The 25,321-nt window shown below is 70.8% G+C and carries 22 protein-coding genes and 1 pseudogene; 15 read left to right on the plus strand and 8 right to left on the minus strand.

Annotation, left to right across the window (positions count from 1 at the left end; translation table 11 throughout):
* Nucleotide 1 precedes the first annotated feature (1 nt).
* Entirely contained in the window at nucleotides 2–721 is a 720-nt protein-coding gene (locus ACIRL2_RS10070; protein WP_402231403.1) for an ABC transporter permease, read from the minus strand.
* Nucleotides 718–1,431: an ABC transporter ATP-binding protein gene (locus ACIRL2_RS10075; RefSeq protein ID WP_402231405.1), complete on the minus strand. Its 714-nt coding sequence runs from the start codon at nucleotides 1,429–1,431 to the stop codon at nucleotides 718–720. The genes ACIRL2_RS10070 and ACIRL2_RS10075 overlap by 4 nt, the downstream gene beginning before the upstream one ends.
* Before the next feature lie 107 nt (nucleotides 1,432–1,538).
* Here ACIRL2_RS10075 and ACIRL2_RS10080 point away from each other — a divergent pair, with 107 nt between their 5' ends.
* The 7 genes from ACIRL2_RS10080 to ACIRL2_RS10110 all read left to right on the plus strand — a co-directional run bounded on the left by ACIRL2_RS10080 (nucleotide 1,539) and on the right by ACIRL2_RS10110 (nucleotide 6,421).
* A complete protein-coding gene (locus tag ACIRL2_RS10080; RefSeq protein ID WP_395859007.1) occupies nucleotides 1,539–2,150 on the plus strand; it encodes a DsbA family oxidoreductase in 612 nt (203 codons plus the stop codon).
* 22 nt (nucleotides 2,151–2,172) lie between these two features.
* Nucleotides 2,173–2,583 carry an SgcJ/EcaC family oxidoreductase gene (locus tag ACIRL2_RS10085; protein WP_395859008.1) on the plus strand — a complete coding sequence of 137 codons (411 nt, stop codon included), beginning with the start codon at nucleotides 2,173–2,175 and terminating at the stop codon, nucleotides 2,581–2,583.
* Nucleotides 2,584–2,931: 348 nt separating this feature from the next.
* Nucleotides 2,932–3,684, plus strand: coding sequence for a methyltransferase domain-containing protein (locus ACIRL2_RS10090; RefSeq protein ID WP_402231407.1), 753 nt, complete (start codon nucleotides 2,932–2,934; stop codon nucleotides 3,682–3,684).
* A 279-nt stretch (nucleotides 3,685–3,963) separates the two neighbouring features.
* Nucleotides 3,964–4,410: a hypothetical protein gene (locus tag ACIRL2_RS10095; RefSeq protein WP_402231409.1), complete on the plus strand. Its 447-nt coding sequence runs from the start codon at nucleotides 3,964–3,966 to the stop codon at nucleotides 4,408–4,410.
* The gene (locus ACIRL2_RS10100; RefSeq protein WP_395859318.1) at nucleotides 4,407–4,589 is read left to right on the plus strand and encodes a hypothetical protein; all 183 of its coding nucleotides are present in this window, start codon (nucleotides 4,407–4,409) and stop codon (nucleotides 4,587–4,589) included. The genes ACIRL2_RS10095 and ACIRL2_RS10100 overlap by 4 nt, the downstream gene beginning before the upstream one ends.
* 177 nt (nucleotides 4,590–4,766) lie before the next feature.
* Nucleotides 4,767–5,252: a pyridoxamine 5'-phosphate oxidase family protein gene (locus ACIRL2_RS10105; protein WP_402231411.1), complete on the plus strand. Its 486-nt coding sequence runs from the start codon at nucleotides 4,767–4,769 to the stop codon at nucleotides 5,250–5,252.
* 470 nt (nucleotides 5,253–5,722) lie between these two features.
* Nucleotides 5,723–6,421: a class I SAM-dependent methyltransferase gene (locus ACIRL2_RS10110; RefSeq protein WP_402231413.1), complete on the plus strand. Its 699-nt coding sequence runs from the start codon at nucleotides 5,723–5,725 to the stop codon at nucleotides 6,419–6,421.
* Nucleotides 6,422–6,529: 108 nt separating this feature from the next.
* On the opposite strand, the gene ACIRL2_RS10115 is transcribed toward ACIRL2_RS10110, so the two are convergent.
* From ACIRL2_RS10115 to ACIRL2_RS10135, 5 genes and pseudogenes are all read right to left on the minus strand, one after another.
* The gene (locus tag ACIRL2_RS10115; protein WP_395859011.1) at nucleotides 6,530–7,108 is read right to left on the minus strand and encodes a dihydrofolate reductase family protein; all 579 of its coding nucleotides are present in this window, start codon (nucleotides 7,106–7,108) and stop codon (nucleotides 6,530–6,532) included.
* A 189-nt stretch (nucleotides 7,109–7,297) separates the two neighbouring features.
* Nucleotides 7,298–7,534, minus strand: a pseudogene (locus ACIRL2_RS10120) (hypothetical protein); the annotation flags it as partial.
* Between the two features lie 617 nt (nucleotides 7,535–8,151).
* Nucleotides 8,152–11,517 (minus strand): hypothetical protein, encoded by a 3,366-nt coding sequence (locus ACIRL2_RS10125; protein WP_402231415.1) that lies wholly within the window; start codon nucleotides 11,515–11,517, stop codon nucleotides 8,152–8,154.
* A 790-nt stretch (nucleotides 11,518–12,307) separates the two neighbouring features.
* Entirely contained in the window at nucleotides 12,308–13,153 is an 846-nt protein-coding gene (locus ACIRL2_RS10130) for a hypothetical protein (RefSeq protein WP_395859013.1), read from the minus strand.
* Complete coding sequence (locus tag ACIRL2_RS10135; RefSeq protein WP_395859014.1) at nucleotides 13,153–13,866, minus strand: ParA family protein; 714 nt, start codon at nucleotides 13,864–13,866, stop codon at nucleotides 13,153–13,155. Before ACIRL2_RS10135 ends, ACIRL2_RS10130 begins: the two co-directional genes overlap by 1 nt.
* Nucleotides 13,867–14,279: 413 nt before the next feature.
* Between ACIRL2_RS10135 and ACIRL2_RS10140 the strand changes: the two genes are divergently transcribed.
* The 8 genes from ACIRL2_RS10140 to ACIRL2_RS10175 all read left to right on the plus strand — a co-directional run bounded on the left by ACIRL2_RS10140 (nucleotide 14,280) and on the right by ACIRL2_RS10175 (nucleotide 24,446).
* Nucleotides 14,280–14,864, plus strand: coding sequence for a chloramphenicol phosphotransferase CPT family protein (locus tag ACIRL2_RS10140; protein WP_395859015.1), 585 nt, complete (start codon nucleotides 14,280–14,282; stop codon nucleotides 14,862–14,864).
* Between the two features lie 520 nt (nucleotides 14,865–15,384).
* The gene (gene ispG, locus ACIRL2_RS10145) at nucleotides 15,385–16,500 is read left to right on the plus strand and encodes a flavodoxin-dependent (E)-4-hydroxy-3-methylbut-2-enyl-diphosphate synthase (protein WP_402231418.1); all 1,116 of its coding nucleotides are present in this window, start codon (nucleotides 15,385–15,387) and stop codon (nucleotides 16,498–16,500) included.
* Nucleotides 16,501–16,775: 275 nt separating this feature from the next.
* On the plus strand, nucleotides 16,776–17,816 hold the full coding sequence (locus tag ACIRL2_RS10150) for a LacI family DNA-binding transcriptional regulator (protein ID WP_395859016.1): 1,041 nt from the start codon (nucleotides 16,776–16,778) through the stop codon (nucleotides 17,814–17,816).
* 299 nt (nucleotides 17,817–18,115) lie between these two features.
* Entirely contained in the window at nucleotides 18,116–19,552 is a 1,437-nt protein-coding gene (locus ACIRL2_RS10155) for an ABC transporter substrate-binding protein (RefSeq protein ID WP_395859017.1), read from the plus strand.
* A gap of 233 nt (nucleotides 19,553–19,785) precedes the next feature.
* Nucleotides 19,786–20,778: a carbohydrate ABC transporter permease gene (locus tag ACIRL2_RS10160; protein ID WP_402231420.1), complete on the plus strand. Its 993-nt coding sequence runs from the start codon at nucleotides 19,786–19,788 to the stop codon at nucleotides 20,776–20,778.
* A gap of 145 nt (nucleotides 20,779–20,923) precedes the next feature.
* Entirely contained in the window at nucleotides 20,924–21,772 is an 849-nt protein-coding gene (locus tag ACIRL2_RS10165; RefSeq protein ID WP_395859321.1) for a carbohydrate ABC transporter permease, read from the plus strand.
* Between the two features lie 71 nt (nucleotides 21,773–21,843).
* The gene (locus ACIRL2_RS10170) at nucleotides 21,844–23,490 is read left to right on the plus strand and encodes a glycoside hydrolase family 13 protein (protein WP_395859019.1); all 1,647 of its coding nucleotides are present in this window, start codon (nucleotides 21,844–21,846) and stop codon (nucleotides 23,488–23,490) included.
* Nucleotides 23,491–23,642: 152 nt separating this feature from the next.
* Nucleotides 23,643–24,446, plus strand: coding sequence for a class I SAM-dependent methyltransferase (locus tag ACIRL2_RS10175; protein WP_402231422.1), 804 nt, complete (start codon nucleotides 23,643–23,645; stop codon nucleotides 24,444–24,446).
* 79 nt (nucleotides 24,447–24,525) lie between these two features.
* Here ACIRL2_RS10175 and ACIRL2_RS10180 read toward each other — a convergent pair whose 3' ends face one another.
* The gene (locus ACIRL2_RS10180; RefSeq protein ID WP_402231424.1) at nucleotides 24,526–25,200 is read right to left on the minus strand and encodes a TetR/AcrR family transcriptional regulator; all 675 of its coding nucleotides are present in this window, start codon (nucleotides 25,198–25,200) and stop codon (nucleotides 24,526–24,528) included.
* Between the last annotated feature and the right edge of the window lie 121 nt (nucleotides 25,201–25,321).

The following is a 25,321-nucleotide window of genomic DNA, read 5'->3' on the forward strand; positions in this document are numbered from 1 at the left end:
TTCACTCCCAGCGGAACAACACGGCTGCCGTAGCCGTGCACACCACGATAACGGCGGCCATGATCAGCAGCGAAGTCGCCGACGGCGTCCCCGACCAGCTGTCGTGCAGCGCGTCCACGCCGTGCGCGAGCGGAAGGTGCCTGCCTATCCGCAGGACGTTCGCGTGCAGGTCCTCGCGCGGGATGACGGCGCCGCACAGGAAAATCATCGGGAACAGGACCATCAGCCCCAGCAGACTCGCGGCGTGTCCTCCCGGTGCCACGGCCGCGATCAGGAAACCGACGGAATACACCATCAGCGCGCACAGCAGGAACGCCGCCACCGGCCAGGCCGGGTTGGCGGGCAGGTCCAGGCCGAAACCGAGCGCGCCGACGCCGACGATGACCGCCGCTCCGGCCAGGGCCATCGCAAGCTGCGCCGCCACCTGGCCGATCAGGACGGCGAGCGGGCTGATCGGCGTGGCCTTCAGGCGGCGCAGCACCTTGCGCTCGCGGTAGACGGCCAGCACCTCCGGCAGCGCGGCGATACCGCCGATCGCCAGGATCATCACGATGTAGCCGGGCACAAGCGCCTCGGCCCGACCGTCCTCGCCGCTCTTGCCGCCGTCGCCGCCGTTGATCACCAGCAGCATCAGTGGAAACGCCACCATGAAGAACAAGGCGGCCGGATCTCGGGTCAGCAGCCGCAGTTCGCTCAACGAGAGCTGCGCGACCCCTCTCATCGTCCCTCCCGCATCAGCGCGAGATACGCCGCTTCGAGCGAGTCGAACCCGGCGTCCGCCGTCAGTTGTTGCGGGCTGCCCATCGCGCCCACCCTGCCCCGGGTGAGCACCACGACCCGGTCGCACAACGCGGCCACCTCGTCCATGAAGTGGCTGACCAGCACCACCGTCGTCCCCGACGCCCGCAGGTCACCGATCAAAGTCCAGGTGTCCCGGCGCGCGATCGGGTCCAAGCCGGTGGTCAGCTCGTCGAGCACCACCAACTCGGGCGCGCCGATCAGCGCCAACGCGAGCTGAACACGCTGCTTCTGACCGCCGGACAGCTTTCCGAACGCCTGGTCGGCGATCGGGGTAAGCCCCCAACGTTCCAGCACCGCACGCCAGTTGTCGGGTCGACGGTAGAACGCCGCGAACAGCCGCAGCGCCTCCGCGACCCGCAGGCCGGCGGGCACCTCGCTCTCCTGGAGCTGCGCGCCGACCCGCTCGGCGAGTTCCCGCCGCCGGCGTTCCGGGTCGAGGCCCAGCACCCGCACCTGTCCGGCGTCGGGCCTGCGCAGCCCGATCAGGCATTCCACGGTGGTCGTCTTGCCGGCGCCGTTGGGCCCGACCACGCCCAGGATCTCCCCCTGGGCAACGGTGAACGACACCCCGTCCACAGCCGTGGTCGCACCGTAAGACTTGCGCAGACCGCGCACTTCTATCGCTGTCATGTCTCCAGGCTGCTCCGGCGTCTCACCCCGCACCATCCCCCGGGAAGGCGTGCGGCATCCTCCATCGGAAGGAGGTGCGGGCCCTCGCCGACGGCTAAGTTGGCGACATGAACGACAGCGGCACCGCCACTTCGGTGCACTTCACTTTCGACATCCCCTGCGTGTGGTCCTACTTCGCGTTCACCCGGCTCCAACGAGCCCTGACCCGCTTCCGCGTCGAAGGCGGACGCGCCGAAGTGGTCTTCCATCCCTTCCAATTGGCTCCCGAGGCGACCACTGAGGGCGAACCCAAGGTGGAGGTGCTTCGCAAGGCGTTCGGCATCGACCCCGCGCAGGCCATAGCCGAGATCACCGAACTCGCGGCGGCCGAGGGCCTCGTTCTGCGGCATGAGAAAGCGATCTTCTCCAACACCTTCGATGCGCACCGTCTTGTCGCCCTCGCAAGCGGCCAGGGCCTCGGGGAGCCGATGGTCGAGCGCCTCTTCCGCGCCCACCACACCGACGAGCTCAACGTGGCCCATCCCGATGTCCTGCGGAACCTCGCGTCCGAGGTCGGTGTCCGCTGGAGCGATGAAGGAGCCGCCGAGACCCGAGCCGAGCTCGACCGGGTCCGCCGCTCGGGCGTTCGCGGGGTCCCCGTCCTCCAGTTCGACGGCCGTCCCGCGAGCAGCGGCGCCCTCTCCGAACAGGACCTCCTGTCCGTCCTCACCAACGCCTGACCCCTGAGAAAGGTGCATCACCGTGACCGCTCGACCCTCCGTGTACGGCCCCGCGGTCTCCGAGCAGGACCGGCGCGATCTGGAGCAGCTCGTCGCGCAGATCGAGACCGGCTTCAACCGGAAGGACCCGGCCGTGATCGACGGACCCTTCAGCGACGACGCCGTCGTGATCGTCCCCGACGGCACGGTCCTGCGCGGCTGGAGCAACCTGTTCGAGTACCACACGGCCCGGCTGAACGGTCCCGTCACCGGCTGGACGACCCGCATCACGACGACGGACATCTCGTCCCCTGCCCCCGACCTCGCGATCCTCCACCTTCGCCAGGACACCACTACTCCGCAGGGAGCGTTCGCCAACCACGGCACGGCGGTAGCGGTCAGGAAGGACGGCGCGTGGTGGATAAGCGCCATGCAGAACACCAATGTCGCCTGAGCATCCGAGCACTGTGTGCCGCGGTCAGAGTTCGAAGAAAGGATGAACGAAGACGGCAGCGAGGACGGCGCCTCACCGGAGCTGTGTGACCTGCAGGGAAGGTGGTCACGGACGGCAGCGAGCTGTATGCGCGCGTCCGCGATCCACGCCCATGACGACCGGTATGGCGGCGAGCGCCTGGTTGTGGCCCGCTCGCAGGAACACATGGCGGCGCCGGTCGAGCAGTTCAGGGCGAGGCCGTTCGTGGACGCCGAACTGTGGGCGGACAAAATCGCTGAAGACGGCGTTCGCGGTGCCGGGCGCAATTCCCGATGCGACCGGCACCGGGACTGCGACAGAGTGAGCGCCATGACCGACACCTGGACCGGCTCGACATACGACGCGCGAAGCGACGCCCAGCACGCCTGGGGCACCGATGTACTCGCCCGCCTGGACATACCACCGAATTCGACCGTGCTGGACGCCGGTTGCGGCAGTGGACGCGTGACGGAGGAACTGCTGCGCCGCTTCCCGTCGGTCTCCGTGGTCGCCGTCGACGTATCGGAGAGCATGCTGAGCCAGGCGCGGACCCGCCTGGAGCCGCAGGAAGACCGCGTCGTCCTGCGCCGAGTCGACCTGGAAAGCCGGCTCCCGTTCGAGGACTCCGCCTTCGACGTCGTTCTCTCGACGGGTGCCCTGCACTGGGTGCGCGACCATGCCGCGTTCTTCGCCGACACCGCCCGCGTCCTGCGCCCGGGCGGGCACCTGGTCGCGCAGTGCGGCGGCCACGGCAGCCTGGCCCGAGTACGCGCCATCCTCGCCGACCTCGGTGTCGACACCTCCGGCCACAACCACTACGCCACCGCCGAGCAGACCACCGAACGACTGGCCGCCGCCGGATTCACCGGCGCCCGGGCATGGCTCATGGACGCACCCGTGCCCTTCGACTCCGCCGGCGCCCTGGAGGACTTCCTCCTCCACGCCGCGCTGGGCCCCTACCTGACCGACCGGACCGAGGGCGAACGCCGCGACCTGGTCCGCACCGTCTCCGCGCGCCTGGAACGACCGGTACTCGACTTCGTGCGTCTGAACATGACGGCAACCGCCTCGGGCATCGCCTGACGATCTGGACTGCCCGGAGCCGCGCCGGCTCATCGAGGCGGACGGTGTCGTGCTCCCGGACCTACGAGGAGCCAAGTAGCCGCTCGAAGCCCTCGATCGCGACGTCGGGTCGACGCACCTCAGAACATGGGTGGTCGCTATGACAGCGCCGGGTCGAGTCGGTACGCCGTGCTCGTACCCGGCTCCACAGGGATCTCACCCCGGCGCAGGCCGGCGTAAGCATCAGCGAACTTCAGCAGGACACCCGACCGGACCACACCGCGCGGCATCCGCGACGCCATGGTGCTGCTCGTCGACTTCTTCATGGCCGGCCGCTCGTCCGAACCGGCCGGGCTCAACCTGCACGACGTCGAGGAGATCCGCGGCGGTCTGCTCGACGAGCAGACCGGGGAACTCGTCGAAACGGAAGCTCTGTTGGTACACACCCGGGTGTCCAAGACGGACGTGCGCGCCACGGGCGTCGTGACCCGGATCCTCGCGCAGCCCGACACGCACCTGTGCCCGGTCCGCGCGATGCGGGCCTGGCGCGCCGTGCTCGATGAGCACGGACAGGATGTTCCCGGCCCGCTGGTGCGCCGCATCGACAAGCACGGTCGCATCGGCACGGACGCCGGCGGACGCCGCCCGAAGGACGCGCGCCGGGCGGGCGGCGTCACCGCCGAGACCATCCGCACCACCATGCCGCCCAGCTACCCGTTCCGGCAGAGCCGTGCCGCGTCGAACTGACCGGTCCCGACGGCCGAACCCGGGCATGGGGCCCGGAGAACGCGACGCAACGGATACAGGGCAGCGCCCTCGACTTCTGCCTCCGCGTCACCCAGCGCAGGTCCCGAGCCGATACCGACCTCACCGCGCACGGTGAGGACGCGCAGACGTGGCTCGACAACGCGCGCGTTTTCCTCTGAGCAGGAACTCCTCGGCTGTTCGTTCGCTGCGCCGTCCGGCCGAGCCGGTCCGCGCGGCACGATTACCGTGGGCGAGTGGACGGCGATTCGGCTGCGGGTGTCGAGAACGGGGCGGCGTCTCCGTCCCAGGGACACAGTGGCCACGAGCGGCCGCGCGACAGTGGAGGACGACAAGTCATGGACCCCAAGCAGATCGCACAGGAGCTGGCCGACGCTCACGAGCTGTTGAGCCGGGCGTCGATGGCGCGACTGGCATACAACGGACTCGACGGGCTGCCACGTGTCATCCCGATCGGGATCTTCTGGACCGGCGACGAGATCGTCATGTCCACCGCGGCCACGGCGCCCAAGGTGGAAGCGCTGTCCGCCCGCCCCGAGGTTGCCCTGACCATCGACGCCGGCGACAGCCCGGGCTCGGCCAGGACACTGTCGGTGCGCGGCGTCGTGCACCTCACCATCGTCGACGGCGTGGTTCCGGAGTACCTCGCGGCCGCGCGGAAGAACTTCGACCCTGAGTACGCGGCCGAGTTCGAGCGGAACTGCCGGGCCATGTACGACCGGATGGCGCGTATCGCGGTCGAGCCGAAATGGGCACGGTTCTACGACTTCGGTACCGGCCGAGTGCCGCGGTTCCTCGCCGAACTCGCCGAGAAGTCGAGCTGACCGCGTCGCCACGGAGACTTCGACCGCTCACTCCCGGCGTGTCCTCCGGTAGTCCGGTCAACGACTCGATGCCGTCGACCGACACACACGACCGCCGATTCCGGAGACCTCGGACGCGGACGATTCCGCCGCCCGCTCGGACCGGGCGCCGGCGGACAGGGCCCATACGTCCGGGCCAACCGCGTCCACAGCTCCGAGTCGGTACCGCTGCCGAGGCCGGTGATCCGGGCGGCGCGGGCCGACCCGGTGGGCGTCGACCGGTGCGCCGGCCCCGTCGGCTTCGGCGAGGGCCCGGGATGGGCAGACGAGCGAGGTGTGCCCGCCCGTGTTCTCGATCGGGCGGTCGGGTCGCACAAAAAGCGCCGAGCCACGACGGCGCAGCTCGTGTCACGATGCTCGGCATGTCTGGTCGCGCACTGAGCTTCGGGATGAGAGCGGAAGCATACGAACGCTTCCGGCCGGGGTATCCCGTGGAGCTCTTCGACAGGGTGATGGAGTACGCGGGTCGGCCGATTCGGACTGCCCTCGAGGTCGGCGCCGGGACAGGCAAGGCGACCCGCCTGTTCGCTCGACGGGGAATCGCGGTCACCGCCACCGAGCCCGACGGAGACATGCTCGCCGAGTTGCGCAAGCACGTTCCGGCGAGGGTCAGGACGGTGCGAGCCGCGTTCGAGGACTTGCGACCGGGCGAAAGCTATGGGCTGGTGTATGCGGCGGCGGCGCTGCATTGGACGAACCCGGAGGGTCGGTGGTCACGCACGGCCGCGCTGCTGGAGCCGGGTGGCGTGTTCGCCTCGTTCGGTGGACCGGTGCAACCGGCCGACCCCGCCGTGGAGGAAGCCGTTCGAGCGGCCCGAGCACCGTTCTTGGAAAGCGACGGGGTTCCGTCCCCGGACGGGACACCTCCGGAGCATGACATGCAGTGGCCGGGTACGGAGCTGCAACGCTCCGAGTGGTTCACCGATGTTCGGCAGTCCATGATCGGACGGCGCTTGACGATGAGTGCTCGCGACTACATCGGCCAACTCTCGACCATATCGGCCTATCTGATATTGCCGGCCTCGGAGCAGGAGCAGGTTTTTCGGCAGATCATGCGGGTTCTGCCCGAGACGGTGGAGATTGCCGCCGACATCACCCTTCATCTCGCCCGTCGGCGCTACGCGCAGTAGCGCGGACAGAACCGGACGTCCGCCTCGGTGACCGGTCATCCTTCCGGACCGTCCGCGGAAGCGATCGCGGCATCCGCCGGGGGCGGGCACGGATTCGGACATGTGGATTCAGACATGCAGGGTGGGGCGGTAGACGAGTTCTTGGATGTGCCCGTCGAGTGTCCGGTGCTCGATCAGTTCGAGGTCGAAGTCGGCCGCGCCCCGGAAGATCGGGTCCAGCCCGGTCCGACCGGTGATCACGGGGAAGAGCGTCACCTGGACGCGGTCGACCAGACCGGCGGCCATCAGCGCCCGGTTCATCGACAGGCTGCCGTGCGAGCGCAACGGTACGTCCGACTCCGCCTTGAGCCGGGCGACGACATCGACGGCGTCGCCGCTCACGACGGTCGCGTCCGGCCAGTCGAGGGATCCTTCCAAGGTGGTCGACACCACCGTCGCGGGCAGGCTCCTCATCCGCGTGACCCACGGGTCACGCACCTCGGACTCCTCGGTACTCGATGCCCACATGCGCGCGAACGCCCGGTACGTGTTGGCCCCGAACACCATCCGCTGGTCCTCGCCGTAGAGGGCGAACCGGTGGTCGAGAAGCTCGGGACCCTGCTTGCCCCAGTAGCCGGTCCAGTCGCCGCCGGCCGCGCCGAAGCCGTCGAGGCTGGAAAAGACGTCGAAGGTGTAGGTGGCGGTCATGACGCTCTCCTCGAGTGCGGTTGATCGCGTGTCGGAAATGGAGACCGGCGGCAACGGCGAAACTCATCGCCCCACCGCACGCACCACCGGCCGTGCCGAGGTCGACACCGGAACCGCACCGGTTCCCCGTCGCTCCCACCCTCACTCCCGGCATCGCCGGAGATCAGGGCTGGTCGCACCGCAGGCGGGTCAGTGGGGCACACCGAGGCCGTCGAGGACGATCCGCAGGACCCGGTCGACGGCTTCGCCCTCGTCGGGCGTCGCCACGTGGGCGAGGGCTCGGACCAGGGTGGACACGTCGTCGACGGTGGCGTCCGGGCGGGCGGCGCCGGCGGCCTGGGCGCGTTCGAGGACCGGTCGGATCGCGTCGAGGAAGCTGTGTGCCGCTGCGTCGACCGCCGGCCCGGACCGGTGATGACGATTGTGGTCGAGGGCGTCGAGGGCGTCGAGCGGGGAGTGCGAAAGCCCGTGTCTTGAGTCACCGCCACGATCGCGACGGCAAGGACGCGCCGCGCCACGGGTGCCGGGTCGGGCCGGGCCGCGTTCCGCGCCTCACGACGGCGGCGGCCGACCCAAAGTCGACCGGTACGCGGCGCGGCGCCGACCGTCCCGAGCCTCGTATTGCCATGCGCCTGTTGTCGTGTCGGTGTGACCGGTCATGATGTCGGGGGCCGTCGTTGCTGCGACCGGCCATGTTCGCCGCAGGGTGGTGGACACGTCGGCCCGGCCTCCGTCACCGGGGGTCGGGCCGACGTTCAAGGAGCAGGACTCGGGAATCGGGCAACCGGTCCAGGTGCGCGCGGTTGCGGAATCCCCGTGCGCAACGTGCCGTGCGGCGGGCCGCGGAACGCGAGACGGTGCGCTGGGTGATGGGGGCACGGATCATCGGTCACCGATCACCGGCGAAAGAGTTCGGGCGAACCCTCGACGTCACGACCGCCGGCGACTCGCGCGGGATTTCGGTTGTACGAAGTCACTTCTCGGATGCGAGTCACCTCGGTGGTGGCCGGCTCGGTGGCGGGCTTGGTAGTGCCGACCTCGGGTCACAGGCCCGCGTCGGCCAGGTCGGGGTTGTCGGCGTGGTTGCGGCGGGCGTCGAGTTCGTCCTGGGCCAGGCGGAGGAGGCGTTGGCCGGTGCGTTCGCTGACGCCGAGGCTGCGGCCCACGGCGGCGCCGGTCAGGTCGGCTTCGGCGGCGAGGAGGGCGGCGAGGCTGAGGACTCGGGGGTCGCGGCGGGCGGCGGTGGTGAGTGCCGCGCCGTCGGCGACGCGACCCTGGAGTGCGATGTCGTAGTCGATGGAGGCGGCGGAAGACGATTCGATCGGGTCGCGGGCGGGCGGCTCCGACGGCGTGTCGGGTGTCGCCGGTGCCAGCGCGGAATTGGCGTCACCGGCCGCCGACTCGGCCGGAGACGACCGGCGTGACGGTGTGACGTCGGGTTCCGCGCGGCGGTCGGCGGGCGTGGCGGGCATGTCCGGCAGTGTCGGTTCCGATGGCGGCCGGTGTGCGCCGCTGCCGGAATCGGCGATGGGCGCCATGTCGCCTGTCCGGCCACGTGGCGCCGCCACGGCGGATGTCGGGTCGCCGGGCGCCGCCGTGTCGGGGTCGGTGTCGTGTCGGGTGGCCCGCCCGTGGCGGGTGGCACGAGCCGGCACGGGTGTCGCCCCCGTACCGGACCCGCTCGCCGCCATGTCGGGTCGCACCGCTCCCGACGCGCTCACGGCGCCGGCGGCATCGCGCGGCCGGCGGCCAGGGACGTCGGGCGAACCGGCACCCGCGTCCGGGGACGAACCCGCCATTGCGGGCGACCCGGCGGCGCCGACCTCGTACCTGTTCGGAGCGGCCGGCGACATGCCCGACGGGGCAGGTTGCGGAGTCCCCTCCCAGCGCACCTCGGCCGTCGCGCGATGGTGCAGGTCACCGACCTCCCACGACCGGCCATCCACCTCCGCACGCACGCCGGCATCGGGCAGTCGCCCCTCGGAGGCCACCGCGTCGAACCCACGCCCTCCCCCGACACCCGGACCCGGGCCCAACACCGAACCCGACCCCGAACTCGCCCCCGAACCCGACGACTCGCCACCGGCATCCCGCCTCGAGGCGACAGGACGCGTGCCGGCGACACCCGACACGCGGTCCGGCTCCAGGTCCTCGGACCAAGCACCCGCCATGTGGTGACGCCTACCTCCGCCACCGAACGACTCGGGCCCCGCCATCGTGTCGGCCCCCACCACGGCACCCGACACGTCCGCGTCCGCATCCGCAACATGCCGACGCGCACCCGCCACCGTGCCCCGAGGTGCGGCCGTGTCGCCGGACACCTCGGCTTCCGCGACGTGGCGGCGCGTACTCGCGGACTCCGGCCACGTCCCGAGTTCGTCGCCGTACACGCCTTCGCCACCGGACGACCCGACCTGTGCCTCGTGGGGCGCGTACGCGTCGCCGTACGCATTCGTCCCCGCCAAGTGCCGACCGTCATCCGCAGGTTCCGGCCCGCTCCCCGGCTCGTACGCACCGACAACGGCCGACAGGTGCGGCTCACCTCCGCGCGGCCCGGCCATGGCGCCCGACTCGCGGTGGCCCGCGCCGGGCGCGGGCGGCCCGATCCGCGCACCGGGAGGCAAGCCCTCGCCGTCCGGCGGCGTCGCCATCTCGGGGGCCCAGCTCACGGCGGCCGGTGCGGACTCCGCCGCACCTTCGCGACCTGCGCCGAAGTCGGGCTGTGCGGCCGCCGGACCCGGGGGACGCTCGTACCGAGGTCCGTGCCCGCTCGGCGAGTCTCCGCTCACGCCTCGGGTCCGATCTCGGTCATCCGAATCCCCGTCGCCCGCCTCCGCCCGACGCGGCTCGGCGGCTCGCGGCGCCCCGCCCCCGGTGCCCGGCGACCGGGTCGAGCCCCCGGCGCCCGCCGAAGCCATCGCCGCTTCCCGGGAGCGGCCTTCCGGGCCGCGCGGCCCGTTCGGCGTGCCTCGGGTCGCCGCACCGCCGGCACCGAGAGTCGCCGGACCCGAGGCCCTCGGCAACCGGGCCCCTGCCCCTCGGCCCGACTCGCCGCCGCCCGGCCAGGTGGCCACCACACCGTCACGCGGGTCCCCGGCATGGGCCGACCCGACCGTCCCGCCGACGAGCAGGTCGCCGGTCCCCGACCACCCGATCCTCGTCCCCTGCTGCTCCATCTCCGCGTCTCCCCCGACCGCGGACGAGGACGAAGCCGCAGCCGCGCCACGGCCCGAGCCGTTCGCCCCCGGCGACGCGGCAGTCGTGGCGCGCTGCAAAGGCTCGTCCCCCGACGATCCGCCGTCCATGGACGAAAACCCGGCCTCCGGCTGAGCGCCCGCGCCGGCGCCGGCGGAGACCGCGACGCCGGCAACCCGGCGCGTGGCGGTCGGATACGGGTGCGCTTCGCCGGCCTGCGGGTGCGTGGGACCCGTGCCGAGGTGCGGCCGGCCGCCGCGCTGCCGAGGGATGGCGGTGGCGTCCGGGGCGGGCCAGGTCATGTTCGCGAGCCGACCCACGTCGACCAGGATGCGCAGTTGCGGCAGGACGGCGGCCTCCACCTCGGCATCGGCCAACCGGACGCGCGCCGCCGTACGCTGCGCGAACGCCTCGGCCCGACGGTACCTGCGCTCGGTCCCGCGCTTGGGGCGGGAGACGCCCCCGTCCACCAGTGCCGCACGGGCCTCGGTGGCCTGGCGCAGGCGGTACAACGCGCGTGCCGCGCGGCGCTCACGGACACGTTCGGTCGCGTCGGCCGCGCCGAGGTGTTCGTCACCCGCCAGCTCGGCCAGGACCAGGACACGTTCGATCGGGTGCAGCCAGCGGATCAACCCGATCCGGCGATCGGCGCGTTCGGTCCGTGCGTGCCGCTCCTCGGCCAGGCCCAGCTCCCACAACACCGCCGCGATCGGCGCCCAGATGCCGAGCGCGAACGCCTCGCCGAGGTTGTCACCCTCGCTGGCCGACATCGACGCGGACAACAACGCCAGGACCCACACCAGGGCCCCCGACAGACCCGCCGCGGCGCCCCGCGACGCCCGCCGGCGCGCTCGAAGCGCACACACCACGGCCGCGAAGTCCAGCGCGACGAACGGCAGATACGCCCACGGGCCGTGCAGTCCCATGACGTCCCGGCCGAACTTGCCGAGTTGGGCCGCCGACAGGCCCGCCGCGGCTGCCGCGACCGCCGCCGTCAGCAGGTCCTCGACTCGCCTCCCGCGCCGGTCCCGGGTCGCGGAGCGGTCGCTCTCCAACGCCTTGCGGGCCTCCTCCGGCAGGGCCGCGACGCGGGCACGTTCGGCGATCGCGCGGCGGCGGGCGCGTTCGATGAGGACGATCGAGGCCAGCACGACGAGGGCTCCGGCCAGGTAGGGCCAGTGCCGGGACCAGTCCCAGCGCGCGAGGTCCAGCATGTCTGCGACAACTCCTTCGTCCCGCGCGCGAGGCACGGGTCCGAGTCGGGAAGTGCTCGTTTCGGTGGGTGGTTCGGGCCGCGGAGAAGCGAACGCCGGGTGGGCGATCCGACGGTCGGTGGGGGCTTCCCTCGGCGGCGGCGTCCTTCGGCCGGAGACTGGATTGCGGGTGAGGGACCGTCCTTCGGTGGAGGAGGCTACCTGCGTGGTGGAGGAACCCGGCTTCGCGGTACGCGGCTCGGCCTTCGGCGGCCGCTCCGACGTCCGGTCGGTGATCCGCGGTCACCTTCCGGAGCCACCCTTCGACAAGTCACCCTTCGAGATGTCACCTTCCGGGAAGTGACCTGCCGAAGCGGTCGGTGACAGGTGATCCACCACCGGGGACGATCCGATCAGGTGCCGCAGACATCCGCTCCGCCGACCCCGGGCCGGCATCCGCGCGTACGCCGGCCCGGCCGCGCGCCCGTCGCGTCGGCGGGACGCACGCACCGGCGGCCCTCCACCGCCGAGCACGCCCGGCCCGCCCCACGCGCTTGCCTCGTACTCGCGGCAAACGCGGAACACGAGAGGCGGAAGGCGGACAGCCGGCGGTCGGCGGCCGGCGGCCGGCGGCCGTACGCGGAAGGCACCCGCCCACGTGCGACGAAGGCAGGGCCGCCGAGTCCCGAAGGAGCACAGACACACCCCGGCGCATCGCAACGCACGTACGAGCGACCGCCCGGCCGCAACGACTCACCAAGTGAGTCCAATTGGACTCACCCGACGCCCATGCTCCGGCGGCGCGCAGCGTCTACGCGGACACCGCGCTCCGGTCCGCGCTCGATCCCGACCCCGCGTCGCCGTCCGGACGACCCGCGACTTCGGCTGCGCCCGGACCACCGGCACGGCCTTCGGCGTCGCCCTCGGCAAGCTCCAGCCGTGCCCGTGCCACCTGACGCTCCAGCTCGTCGAGGTAGGCCACCGCCGCCGCCCGATCCTGCCTGGCCAGCGTGCTCAGCCAGCGACGCGGAATGGTGTCCGCGGCCTTGGCCGTGTAGTCGACCACCCGGTCGCCGTCGGGCTCCGGCTCGATGCCGAGCGAGGCGAGGTAGCCGCGGACCTGCTCGACCGCGGCAGCCGGGGAGAACGCCTCGCCGACCGCCGCCACCGCGCCGCGCAACACCGCCGCCGTCAGCGGTACGGCTTCCGCCTCGGCGACCGTGCGGTACACCGTCACGGCGGCCTCGTTCCCGTATCGGCCCGCGAGCGGCACGAGTTCACGGACCTGCGCCTCGTTCACCGCCTTGAGGCCAATTGGACTCAATGCCTCCGCGATCGGCCAGGCCTGGATAAGCCGGTCCGCGTACCGGCGTTGCATGTCCCAGCGGTCGAGGCAGTAGTCCTCGAAGGTCTCGTAGCGGGTGCGGTACAGCCGCGCGTCGCGGACGATCTGCAATGCCTTGCCCGCTGCCCAGAACGCCACCCGCAAGGTCTCGATCGCGGCCTCGCACGCGGCCAGTTGTCGCTGTTCGTCGTCGATCAGGACCGGACTGTCGGACAGCGGCCGAAACGGCGCCGGCAGTTCCTTGGCCATGTCGGCGGCGGTCCGCAGTCGACGCGGCTCGGCGGCCGTCCTGGGAGTACGTTGACGGCCCATCAGATCGCCTGCTCGATCGCGAGGGCGAGCTTGTAGAAGTCCTCGCGGGCACGCAACGCGGTGCCGCTCTCCTTGTATTGGGTGACCACGAGTCCGCCCTCCGCCGCATGGGCGTGGATCTTGTATTTGCGAATCGGCTCCCGGGCCCTCGGGTAGCCGCGTTCGTCTATCCACGCCTCGACCCGGGCCCGGTCGGTCTCGCCGTCGCGCGGGTCCCACAGGTTGACCACCGCGATGTACGGGATCCCACGCGGCTTGAGCACCCGCTCGATCGTGTACTCGCTGGGCGACCAGCTCATGAACTCCGGCGTGATCGGTACCACCGCCAGGTCCGCGACCTCGAGCATGTCCCGCAGGGCGTCCGCCGCCGCGCCGTGCCCGAGCGGGTCGGTGGTGAGTTCGGCCTCGGGGTCGGTGTCCATGAATCCCGGGCTGTCCACGATGATCCGCGCGACCGCGGGATCGGCCTTCAACTCGGCGAGCATGCCGGGCTTGCCCTTGGTGGACATGTAGTCGAACGGCAGGTGTTCCTCGGGGACCCGGTCCGCCCAGTCCTCCATCGACCCCTGCGGGTCGATGCCGCAGGCGACCACGGGCGCGTCGGCATCGGGGTCGAACGGCCCGGTGGGAGTGAAGTTCTGGCCCTCGACGGCGGCCAGGTTCACCGCGATCGTACTCTTGCCGACACCACCCTTACGGTTGATGACGACCACGACCTTCGCTTTGGGTGGCGAAGTCGCTCTGCGGGCAAGGCTCATCTGGGACCTCCGTTGGCTTCCCCATCACGGGTACTCGGACGCCGCCCAGCATGCCAGAGCCCCGACGGGCAACCCCCCTTCGGGAGGTGCGACACTCCGCGAGGTCGACCACATCGGTGATTTCGGTCCGATACCGGGCGTTCCCACCCGATCCGACGGCCCGATCACGCGACCGAATCAGGCGACCGAATCAGGCGACCGAATTCATCGTGGCCAACGCCCGCCGCACCGCCGGACGACACCCGCCCGCCTCACCCGTGGAGCACCACCGAGCGGAGCCCACTCCCCGACGGAACGACCGGCGCAACGGCATCGATATAACGGATATAGAAGATCCGTAATAGGATCCAGGCCGCTACACTGCGGAGATGACGTCGCCGCAAGAGTCACCGACGCGACCCGCGACGGGGCGCGTCATCTTCCTGAACGGCACCTCCAGTTCCGGCAAGTCCAGCATCGCGACGGAACTGCTGCGCATCCTCGAACCCTCGCACTACCACCTCCCGGTGGACTCCTTCCACGCCATGCGTTCGAAGCGGCACATCGCGCCGGACCTCGTCCAGGCCGAAATCGACCGCACGGTCAGGGGCTTCCATCGCGCGGTCGCCGGCATGGCCGCCGCCGGGAACCACGTGGTGATGGACCACCTCCTCAGCAAACGTTGGCGCCTGCTCGACTGCCTGGACGTGCTGCCCGCCCGGGACGTGGTGCTGGTCGGGTTGCGCTGCCCACGCGCCGAGTTGCTGCGCCGCGAACAGGCACGCGGGGACCGGCCCTCCGGCCTGGTGGCCCTCCAGTTCGACCGGGTGCACGCGCACGGCGTGTACGACCTCGAATGCGACACACACACCTACAGCTCCGCCGAATGCGCCCGGCAGATCCGCGATTTCCTGCCGAACCGCCCGAGTCCGACCGCCTTCGAGCGGCTACGCCGGATGTTGCTCGACGAGTGAGCCGTGAGGCCGCCCACGGACCCGACCCCGCACCGGAACCGGCCCCGAACCTGCCTCCGACCCGGCCCCCGACCGGCACGCGAACCGGCATCCGACGGCGCTCGAAGCGCCCGCCCGGCGCATCCGATCGCGCCCTCCCGTACGTCCGTACCCCCCGCGTGCCGTCGTGATCATCGGTGCGCCACCGGGCCATGCTTCACGCCTTCTCGATCGTCCGATCGTCGGGAAAACTGCCATATGCACGTCGCGCCGACCGGGCCTCGGCCCGCCCCTGCGGCCGCGTGCGCACACTGCCGCGACCCGGGAGGAACATGTACGACGGGTGCTCGAGACTCGGTCGACCACGCGCGACCGATCCGCGACTACGCCGGCGGACCGGTACTCGAGCGAGGCCGCCCCGTACGTCCTCCGCCGGTGCCGAACTCCCGTCGCCGGTACGGCATGCGCCGATCGCAGACGCCCCGGCACAGCCATGTCGCGCAACCGCGAGCACGCGCCCATCCGCACAGGAGGCACCCGCATGACCGCCACCGACCTCGGCCTGCCCGAGGTGCCCACGCAGGTTCCGATCCGGCGCCGGTCGCGGCGGATCGACGTCGGCGCCGTACCGGTGGGTGACGGGGCGCCGATCAGCGTGCAGACCATGACCACCACCTCGACCGCCGACGTCGACGCCACGCTGCAGCAGATCGCGGAGGTCACCGCCGCCGGCTGCGACATCGTCCGGGTCGCGGTGCCCTCCCAGGACGACGCGGACGCGCTGCCCGCGATCACGGCGCGATCGCCGATCCCGGTGGTCGCGGACATCCACTTCCAGCCGCGCTACGTCTTCCAGGCGATCGACGCGGGTTGCGCGGCGGTACGGGTGAACCCGGGCAACATCCGCCGGTTCGACGACAAGGTCCGGGAGATCGCGACGGCGGCGGGCGCGGCGGGCGTACCGATCCGGATCGGGGTCAACGCCGGCTCGCTCGACCCGCGGGTGCTGGCCCGGCACGGCGGTCGGGCCGACCCCGAGGCGCTGGTCGAATCGGCGCTGTGGGAATGCTCGTTGTTCGAGGAGCACGGCTTCGGTGACCTGAAGATCGCGGTCAAGCACCACGATCCGCGCACGGTGATCGCCGCGTACCGGTTGCTCGCCGCGCGCTGCGACTATCCGCTGCACCTGGGCGTGACCGAGGCCGGGCCCAGCCTCCAGGGCTCGATCAAGTCCGCCGTGGCGTTCGGCATCCTGCTGGCGGAGGGCATCGGCGACACGATCCGGGTGTCGCTGTCCGACTCGCCCACCGAACAGGTCAAGGCCGGCTGCCACATCCTGCAATCCCTCGGGCTGCGTCCGCGCCGACTCGAAATCGTCTCCTGCCCGGGCTGCGGCCGACTCCAGGTGGACATCCACCGCCTGGTCCGCCGGGTCGAGGCGGCCTTCGACGGCTTCCCGATCCCGCTGCGCGTCGCGGTCATGGGCTGTGTCGTGAACGGCCCCGGCGAATCCCGCGAAGCGGACATCGGCGTGTCCTCCGGCAACGGCAAGGGTCAAATCTTCGTCCGAGGCCAAATCGTGAAAACCGTCCCCGAATCCCGGATCGTCGAAGCCCTCCTCGAAGCCGCCCAATCCCTCACACCCCCACCCCCGTAACCCCGCACCCTTCGGTCGCTCCGTTCGCGTGCCGGGGTCGCGCCTGCCCGGTAGCGTCTCGGTGCGCGGTGTGGGTGGGGTGGGCACGTCGAACGGCGCGCGGGGGGTCCTCGCGCCGGCCCGGTGTCCGCACCACCCGGGCGCGCCGGGGCGGGAGCGCGACGGTGGGCGTCGGTGGCCCGTGACGCCCCCGCACCCCGCATTCCCACCCCTGCATGCACAGGTCTTGCGTGATTATGCAAAATGATGACGTTGCCCGTACTAGTCTTGCGCGCATGGTGCGTCGACTTGCTGAGGTTGCGAAGAAGGTTGGAGTGAGCGAGGCGACGGTCAGTCGCGTGCTCAATGGAAAGCCGGGGGTGTCGGAGGGGACCCGGGCCGCGGTGCTGACCGCGTTGGACGTGATGGGGTACGAGCGACCCACCCAACTGCGCGGCGAGCGAGCGCGGTTGGTCGGATTGGTGTTGCCGGAGTTGCAGAATCCGATCTTCCCGGCGCTGGCCGAGATCGTGGTCGGCGCGCTCGCGCAACGCGGGTTCACGCCCGTGCTGTGCACCCAGACGGCGGGCGGGGTGACCGAGGCCGACTATGTCGAGATGCTGCTCGACCAGGCCGTTTCCGGGGTGATCTTCTTCGGTGGCATGTACGCGCAGGCCGATTCGCCACACGGCCACTACGCCCGCCTGGCCGAGCGCAACCTGCCCACCGTGTTGATGAACGCGGCCGTGGACAACCTCGACTTCCCGCGCGTGAGCTGCGACGACGCGGCCGCCGCCGAGCAGGCGATCGCACATCTGACGGCGCTGGGCCACGACCGGATCGGGATGATCCTCGGCCCGCCGGACCACGTGCCCTCCAACCGCAAACTGGCCGCGGCCCGGCTCGCCGTACACCTCCCCGAGGACCGGATCGAACACGCCCTGTTCTCCCCCGAGGGCGGCCAGGCCGCCGCCACCCGGCTGATCAATCGCGGCATCACCGCGCTCGTGTGCGCCAGCGACCCGCTCGCGCTCGGCGCGGTGAGGGCCGTGCGCCGCCTGGGACTTCACGTTCCGGGCGATGTGTCGATCGTCGGCTACGACGACTCCGCGCTGATGTCGGCCACCGACCCGCCGCTGAGCACCGTACGCCAGCCGATCGAGCTGATGGGCCGGGCCGCGGTCGAGTTGCTGATGGCCGAGATCGCCGGTACCCGGGTCACCCACGACGAGCTGTTGTTCGAGCCGGAGTTGGTGCTGCGCAAGTCGTCGGGACCGGTTCCGGCGGCGGGCCGAAACACCCCCGACGACCGCTCCACCGGGCCCACCACCAACTGAAAGGCAGCATTCTGCAAGGTGCCATCGAACGAACCACCGATCCCTGTCGCTAATTTGCGAAATCTCGTCGACATCTTGTAGCGCCGTGGTTCCCCGTGGTTGAGTGTGCAGCGCCACGCAGGGTCCGGATCGCACCTTCCCGGACGTCTGCGCCTGTTCGTTCCATCGTCGGGTTCCATCGAGTACCGACCGAGATCCGCACGGCCGCCTCCGGGCCATCTCGTGCTGCCCGCAAACCCCCCGCGGGCAGCCGACGACCTGCCGGCCGACGGGTCCCCACGGTCAGGAGGGCTCTTCAGATGCGCCAGATACGTGAAACCCGTCGCGCACGTCGGCTGCGCGACACCACGCCCAGGTACCGCAGATCCTCCGCCGTCCTCGTCGCCGCCGGTCTCCTGTTCGCCGGGGTCGCCTGCTCGGACGACTCCGGCGACAAGGCGGACAACGCCAAGGCCGACCCCTCTGGCGCCGCGAACACCACCGCGACCGGCGGCGGCAAGAAGGTCTCGATCACGGTCAACTGCAAGCCGCCGCGCACCGCCGAGGTCGACCGCAAGCAGTGGGAACAGGACGTGGCCACCTTCGAGAAGGCCAACCCGAACATCAAGATCGAGTCCAAGGACGCGTTTCCCTGCTCGGACCCGACCACGTTCGAGGCCAAGCTGTCCGGGGGTCGGATGGAAGACCTGTTCTACGTCAACTACACCAACGTGCAGACCGTGCTGGCCCGCGGCGGCGCGGCCGACATCAGCGCCCACATGGACAAGCTCGTCGCGGGCAAGGAACTTCGCCCCGACCTGGTGAAGTACTTCCAGGACGCCGGCGGCAAGACCTTCGGCGTACCGCGCACGAACTACTCGATGGGCCTGGTCTACAACCGCGCGCTGTTCACCAAGGCCGGCCTGGACCCGAACAAACCGCCGGCCACGTGGGACGAGGTCCGTGCCGCGGCCAAGAAGATCGCCGACAGCGGCGGCGGCGCGGTCGGCTACGCCGACTACAGCGCGAGCAACCAGGGCGGCTGGCACTTCGTCGCCGAGTTGTACTCGCGCGGCGGCACGGCGGTGTCCGCCGACGGCAAGTCCGGCACCGTGAACACGCCCGAGGGCAAGGCCGTCCTACAGACGCTGCACGACATGCGCTGGACGGACAACAGCATGGGCAGCAAGCAGTTGCTGACCATCGCGGACGTCCAGCAGATGATGGGCAGCGGTCGGCTCGGCATGTTCCTGGCCGCGCCCGACAACATCCCCACCATCGTCAACGAGTTCGGCGGCAAGCTCGCCGACCTGGGCATCGCGCCGATGCCGGAGGGCAAGGGCACCCTGGCCGGCGGAGACGGCTACATGTTCAACAAGAAGTGCACCCCCGAGCAGATCGAGGCGGGCCTGAAGTGGCTCGACTTCCTCGCGCTCACCCCGGGCAAGGGCCTGAACGACTGGGCCCGGGGCAAGACCGACAAGGAGCCGGTCGGACTGCCCGAGCCGGCCATCTGGACCGGCGGCGCCGCGAAGTCCAACGTCGACCTCAAGGCGGCCAACGCGAACCTGCCGGTGGAAAACTACGCGAGCTTCGCCGGCGCCACCGTCCCCGCGATCGCCGAACCCCCGAACGGCCAGCAGATCTACTCGATCCTGGACGGTGTGGTCTCCAGCGTGCTGACCAAGAAGGACGCCGACCTGGACAAGCTGCTCGGCGACGCGAACAGCAAGATCACCCAGCAACTGGCCAAGTAGCCCCGGCCCGCGAGCAGCGGTCACCACCGGGCCCTGTCCGCGCGCCCGACGGGCCGGCCGGGACACCACCCCAGCCCCGGCCCGCCCCCGGCGCTCGGCCCGCTGCCCGCACACCCCCGACACCCGGCCACCCCGGCCCACCTGCCCACCAGCCCACCAGCCCACCAGCGGCACCGGCACAAGCAGCGGCAGCGGCAGCGGCGACAAGCGACAGCAGCGAGGGAGCGCACGCCATGACAACCACGGTCGCGGTCTCCAAGCCGGACCCCCCGGGCCGGACCCGATGGCGACCGGGCGGCTCCCGAACCGGCCCCCGAGGCGGCCCCGCCTCCCACTCCCAGGGCCGAACCCGTCTACGCCGCGCGATCACCGCCAACCTCACCGCCTACGGATTCCTCGCCGGCGGCCTGCTCTGCTTCGCGCTGTTCTCCTGGTATCCGGCGATCCGGGCCATCCAACTGTCCTTCCAACGCACCGGCGGCCGGGCCGACGCGGGCACCGAGTGGGTGGGGTTCGACAACTTCACCACCGTCCTCCACGACCCCGAGTTCGCCGCCGCCTGGCGCAACACCTTCTACTTCACCGGGCTGGCCCTGGTGATCGGCTTCGTGGTGCCGTTCGTACTGGCCCTGCTGATCAACGAGATGCGGCACGCCCGGGCGTTCTTCCGACTCGCGGTCTACCTGCCGGTGATGATCCCGCCGGTGGTCACAGCGCTGATGTGGAAATGGTTCTTCGACCCGGGACCGGGCCTGTTCAACGAGGTGCTCCGCGCCGCGCACCTGCCCACCTCGACCTGGACCAACGGCGAGGACACCGCGATGATCTCGCTGGTCCTGGTCGCCACCTGGGCCAACATGGGCGGCACGGTGCTGATCTACCTCGCCGCGCTCCAGGGCATCCCCGGCGAGTTGTACGAGGCGGCCGAACTGGACGGCGCGAACCTGTGGCAGCGCATCCGGCACGTGACCGTCCCGCAGACCCGGTTCATCATCCTGATGCTGATGCTCCTGCAGATCATCGCCACGATGCAGGTGTTTGTCGAACCGTTCGTGATCACCGGCGGCGGACCCGGCGACTCCACCATCACCGTGCTGTACCTGATCTACAAATACGCGTTCGTCTACAGCGACTACGGAAGCGCGTGCGCGCTCAGCGTGCTGCTGCTGATCCTGCTCGCGGCGTTCTCCGCGCTGTACCTGCGGTTGACCCGGACGAAGGACTAGGGGGCCGGCGATGACGACCACGATCGGATCCGACGGCGGGCGCGCCGGCGCATGGGCGGATCGGCGCGCGCGTCGGCGGGCGGAGCGCGCGGCGGAACGCTCCCGACGCCGGGCCGGCGCCCAGGTACGCACCCTCGTCTCGCCGATGCGGATGCGCAGCAAGCGAGGCAGGATCACCTACTGGGTGGTCTTCGCGCTCACCCTGGCGGGCTTCACCGCCGCGTTCCTGTTCCCCATCTATTGGATGGTCACCGGAGCGTTCAAGTCCCCCGACGAGATGTTGCAGAGCCCGCCGACCTACGTGCCGAAGGAATGGCACGCGGACAACTACGCCGAGGCGTGGCGCCGGATGGACCTGGCCCGCTACCTCGAGAACACCGCGCTCCAGGCGGGAGGCGCGTGGTTCTTCCAGATCGTGCTGTGCACGACGGCGGCGTACGCGCTGTCCAAACTCAAGCCGGTGTTCGGGCAGATCGTGCTCGGCGCGATCCTGGCCACGCTGATGGTGCCCGCGTCCGCGCTGCTCGTACCCAAGTACCTGACCGCGATCGACGTGCCATTCGTCGGCACCAACCTGCTCAACACCCCGTGGGCGATCTGGCTGCCGTCGGTGGCCAACGCGTTCAACCTGTACCTGCTCAAGCGCTTCTTCGACCAGTTGCCCGACGACGTGTTGGAGGCCGCGTCGATCGACGGCGCCGGACCGCTGCGGACCCTGTGGTACATCGTGCTGCCGATGTCGCGGCCGGTGCTCGGGGTGGTGTCGATCTTCGCGGTGGTCGCGGTCTGGCAGGACTTCCTGTGGCCGCTGCTGGTCTTCCCGGACACCGACAAGCAGCCGATCAGCGTCGCGCTGGTGCAACTGTCCGCGAGTCTGCCGCTGACCTACCTGATCGGCGCGATGGTGATCGCGAGCATCCCGATGGTGGCCGTCTTCCTGGTCTTCCAGCGGCACATCATCGCCGGGATCAGCGCGGGCGGCGTCAAGGAGTAGACCTCCTCTCCCCCTCGCCCGTACCTCCTCTCCTCCTCTTCCCTTCCCCTCCCACCGAAAGGAACGCCGACGTGGCAGAGCACGGCCGACAGGGAGCACAGGCGGCACCGTGGTGGCGCGGCGCGGTGATCTACCAGGTGTACCCGCGCAGCTTCGCCGACGGCGACGGCGACGGAACCGGGGACCTGGCCGGTGTGCGCGAGCGGCTGCCGTACCTGGCCGAATTGGGCGTGGACGCGCTGTGGTTCAGCCCCTGGTATCCCTCGCCGATGGCCGACGGCGGATACGACGTGGCCGACTATCGGGGCGTGGCAGCGGAGTTCGGCACCCTGGCCGGGGCGGAGAAGCTGATCACCGACGCGCTGGAGTTGGGCATCCGCACCATCGTGGACATCGTGCCCAACCACGTCTCCAGCGAGCATCCGTGGTTTCGGGCGGCGATCGCCGACCCGACGGCACCCGAACGCGAGCTGTTCTGGTTTCGGCCCGGACGCGGCGAGCACGGCGAACTGCCGCCGAACAACTGGGTGTCCGAGTTCCACGGTTCGGCCTGGACCCGGTCCGGCGACCCGGACGGCACGCCCGGCGACTGGTACCTCAACCTGTTCGACTCGCGCCAGCCCGACCTCAACTGGGCCCACCCGCGCGTTCGCGCGGAACACGAGGAGGTACTGCGCTTCTGGTTCGACCGGGGCGCCTCCGGGGTGCGGATCGACTCGGCGGCGCTCCTGGAGAAGGATCCGGCGCTGCCCGACCTGGACCCGGACTCGACCGGCCCGCACCCCTACGTCGACCTGGACGGGCTGCACGCCATCTACCGTTCGTGGCGCGCGATCGCCGACTCGTACCCGGATCCGCGCGCGCTGATCGGCGAGATCTGGCTGCCGGACACCGAGCGCTTCGCGCGCTACCTGCGACCGGACGAGTTGCACACCGCGTTCAACTTCGACTTCCTGTCCTGCCCGTGGGAACCCGGCCGACTGCGCGCCTCGATCGAGGACACCCTGGCCGCGCACGCCCCGGTGTCCGCGCCCGCGACCTGGGTACTGGCCAACCACGACGTGACCCGGACGGTAACCCGGTACGGCCGCGCGGACACCTCGTTCCACTTCGCGACCAAGGCGCGCGGCGTACCGACCGACCCGGCACTGGGCACCCGCCGGGCCCGGGCGGCGGCGCTGCTCACCCTCGCGCTGCCCGGCGCGGTCTACATCTACCAGGGCGAGGAGTTGGGGCTGCCCGAGGTGGAGGACATCCCGGTGGCGGCGTTGCAGGACCCGATGGCCCTGCGCTCGGGCGGCACCTCGCCGGGCCGGGACGGCTGCCGGGTACCACTGCCCTGGTCGGGGGACGCACCGCCGTACGGCTTCAGCCCGGCACGCGCGTCGGGGCCGCCGTGGCTGCCGCAGCCGGCCGACTGGGCCGACCGGACCGCCGAGGCACAGAGCGGCGACCCCGACTCGATGCTGACCCTGTACCGGACCGCGATCCGGCTGCGCCGTGCGGAATCGGCGCTCGGCGACGGCGAACTGACCTGGTTGCCGGGGGCGCCGGCGCAGGTGATCGCGTTCACCCGGGGCGACCGGTTCGCGTGTGTGGTCAACCTGGGCCGGGACCCGGTGGAGCTTCCCGAACACGCCGAACCGCTGCTGACGAGTGGGCCATTGACCGACGACGGCCGGCTCGGGTCGGACACCGCGGCTTGGTTGCGATGGTGACGGAGGGCCCGGGCGTCGGTGCTTCGGCCGTTCGCGCGACCGCGATTCGCTCACCCCCGACAATCCGGGATCGGACCCCCGTGACCGCGTAGCGTGGTGTCCCACGACCACAGCGAACTGCGGGGGATCCTCCTCGCGGGAGGGCGAACCGCATGGCGTTGCCACCTGCCGAGGCATCCCCTTCCGACCCGATTCGGATCCTGGACGTCGCCGGGGACGAATACCGCCAGTCCTTCGAACTCTTCCTCGCCGGATCGGACGAGAAGGCCGTGACCCACGCCCATCTGAGCGCGCTGGTCGAACAGTTGCCCCGTCGTTCGGTCTTCGTCGACATCGGAGCCGGTTCCGGTGCCACCACCCGGTACCTGGGCCGCTACTTCGAGCGCACGATCGCCATCGAACCCGGCGAGTACATGCGTACCGCGCTGCGCCTCGCCTGCCCGGACGCGGAGGTGCTGGGCGAGCCCGTCGAAGCGGTGGAGTTGCCCGCCGTCGCCGACTTCGCGCTGTGTTCGCACATGCTCTACTACCTGCCGGAGCCGCGTTGGCTGCCCACGGTGCGGCGCATGCTGGGTTGGGTCCGACCGGGCGGTGAACTCGTCCTCGCGCTCCAGAATCCGGACAACGAGTGCATGCGCCTCGTGCGGCACTTCTTCGACGTGCGCTTCGACCTGACGGCGACGGCGAGCGCGCTGGTCGCGGCCGACGACGGCCTCGTCGAGGACTGGACCATCGAGACCCTGCCCGTGCGCTTTCGTGCCGACGACCTGGCCGACACCCTCGCGGTCGCCGAGTTCATGGTGAACGTGCCGGACCTAGCCTCCCGTGACCACCTGCCGAGCCGCAAGGCCCTCGAACACTACGTCCTGACCAACTTCGCCGAGCCGAACGACTCCGGCTTCTCCATCGGCCACGACCACGACATCGTCCGCATCCGACGATCGGCGGGCCCGTAAGCCCTACCGCCGCCGCAACGGCCAAAGGCGTGACACGTACGCCCCGGCAGAGGCGTCCGTCGCGCTCCGAGCCGGTGCGTCAGTTCGCGCTCACACCCGCGCCCGCCAACGCGAAGCGCACCGTGTGGGCCCGGTCCTCGGGGGCGACCGCCGTGCCCGTGCGCAGGTGGTCGTGGAGGGTGGCCAGGGTCAGGCGGTAGATCGCGAGGGCGTCGGCCGAGGGGTTCGGGGTCGGCGCGCCGGCCAACGCCTCGCGCAAGGGGCGGAGCATGGCCTCGATCGAGTCGCGTTGTTCGGTCGGGAAGAGGTCGGCCAGGCGGTCCTGGTGGGCGACGAACGGGCGCGTGCGGGCGGCCGCGATCGGGTCGCCGGCCTGGGCGAGGACGCCGTCGATCCAGGCGGCGACCTTCCCCGCGACGTCGGGCGCGCTCGACATCCGGTGGTCCAGGTACGCGGCCATCCGCCGCCGGCCGTCGTCGAGCATCGCCACGAGCAGTTCGTCCTTGGACCGGAAGTGCCGGTAGAACGCCTGGTTCGACAGTCCGGACTCGCGCATGATGTCGCGCATCGTGGGATCGAGGCTGCCGGTGCGCTCGACCACCCGGTACGTCGCGTCGATCAGCCGCCGGACCTCCTGTTCGTAGACCGCCCAGCGCGCCTCCAGCGGCCGGCGGACCGCGTTGCCCACCAGACCCTCGGAGTTCGCCGCCGCTTCGGTCCCTTGGAGCTTGTCGACCCCGTCGATCTCGTCCATCGGCGGTCCCCCCTTCGATTGTCCGACGCTCTTGTTTGTCGGAACGCTACATCATACTATCCGGAACAACGTTCTCAGACATACTCACTGTGTTCCGGATACACCCCGCACGGTTCTCCCG

It is taken from the genome of Embleya sp. NPDC127516, from assembly GCF_044765325.1.
Lineage (GTDB): Bacteria > Actinomycetota > Actinomycetes > Streptomycetales > Streptomycetaceae > Embleya.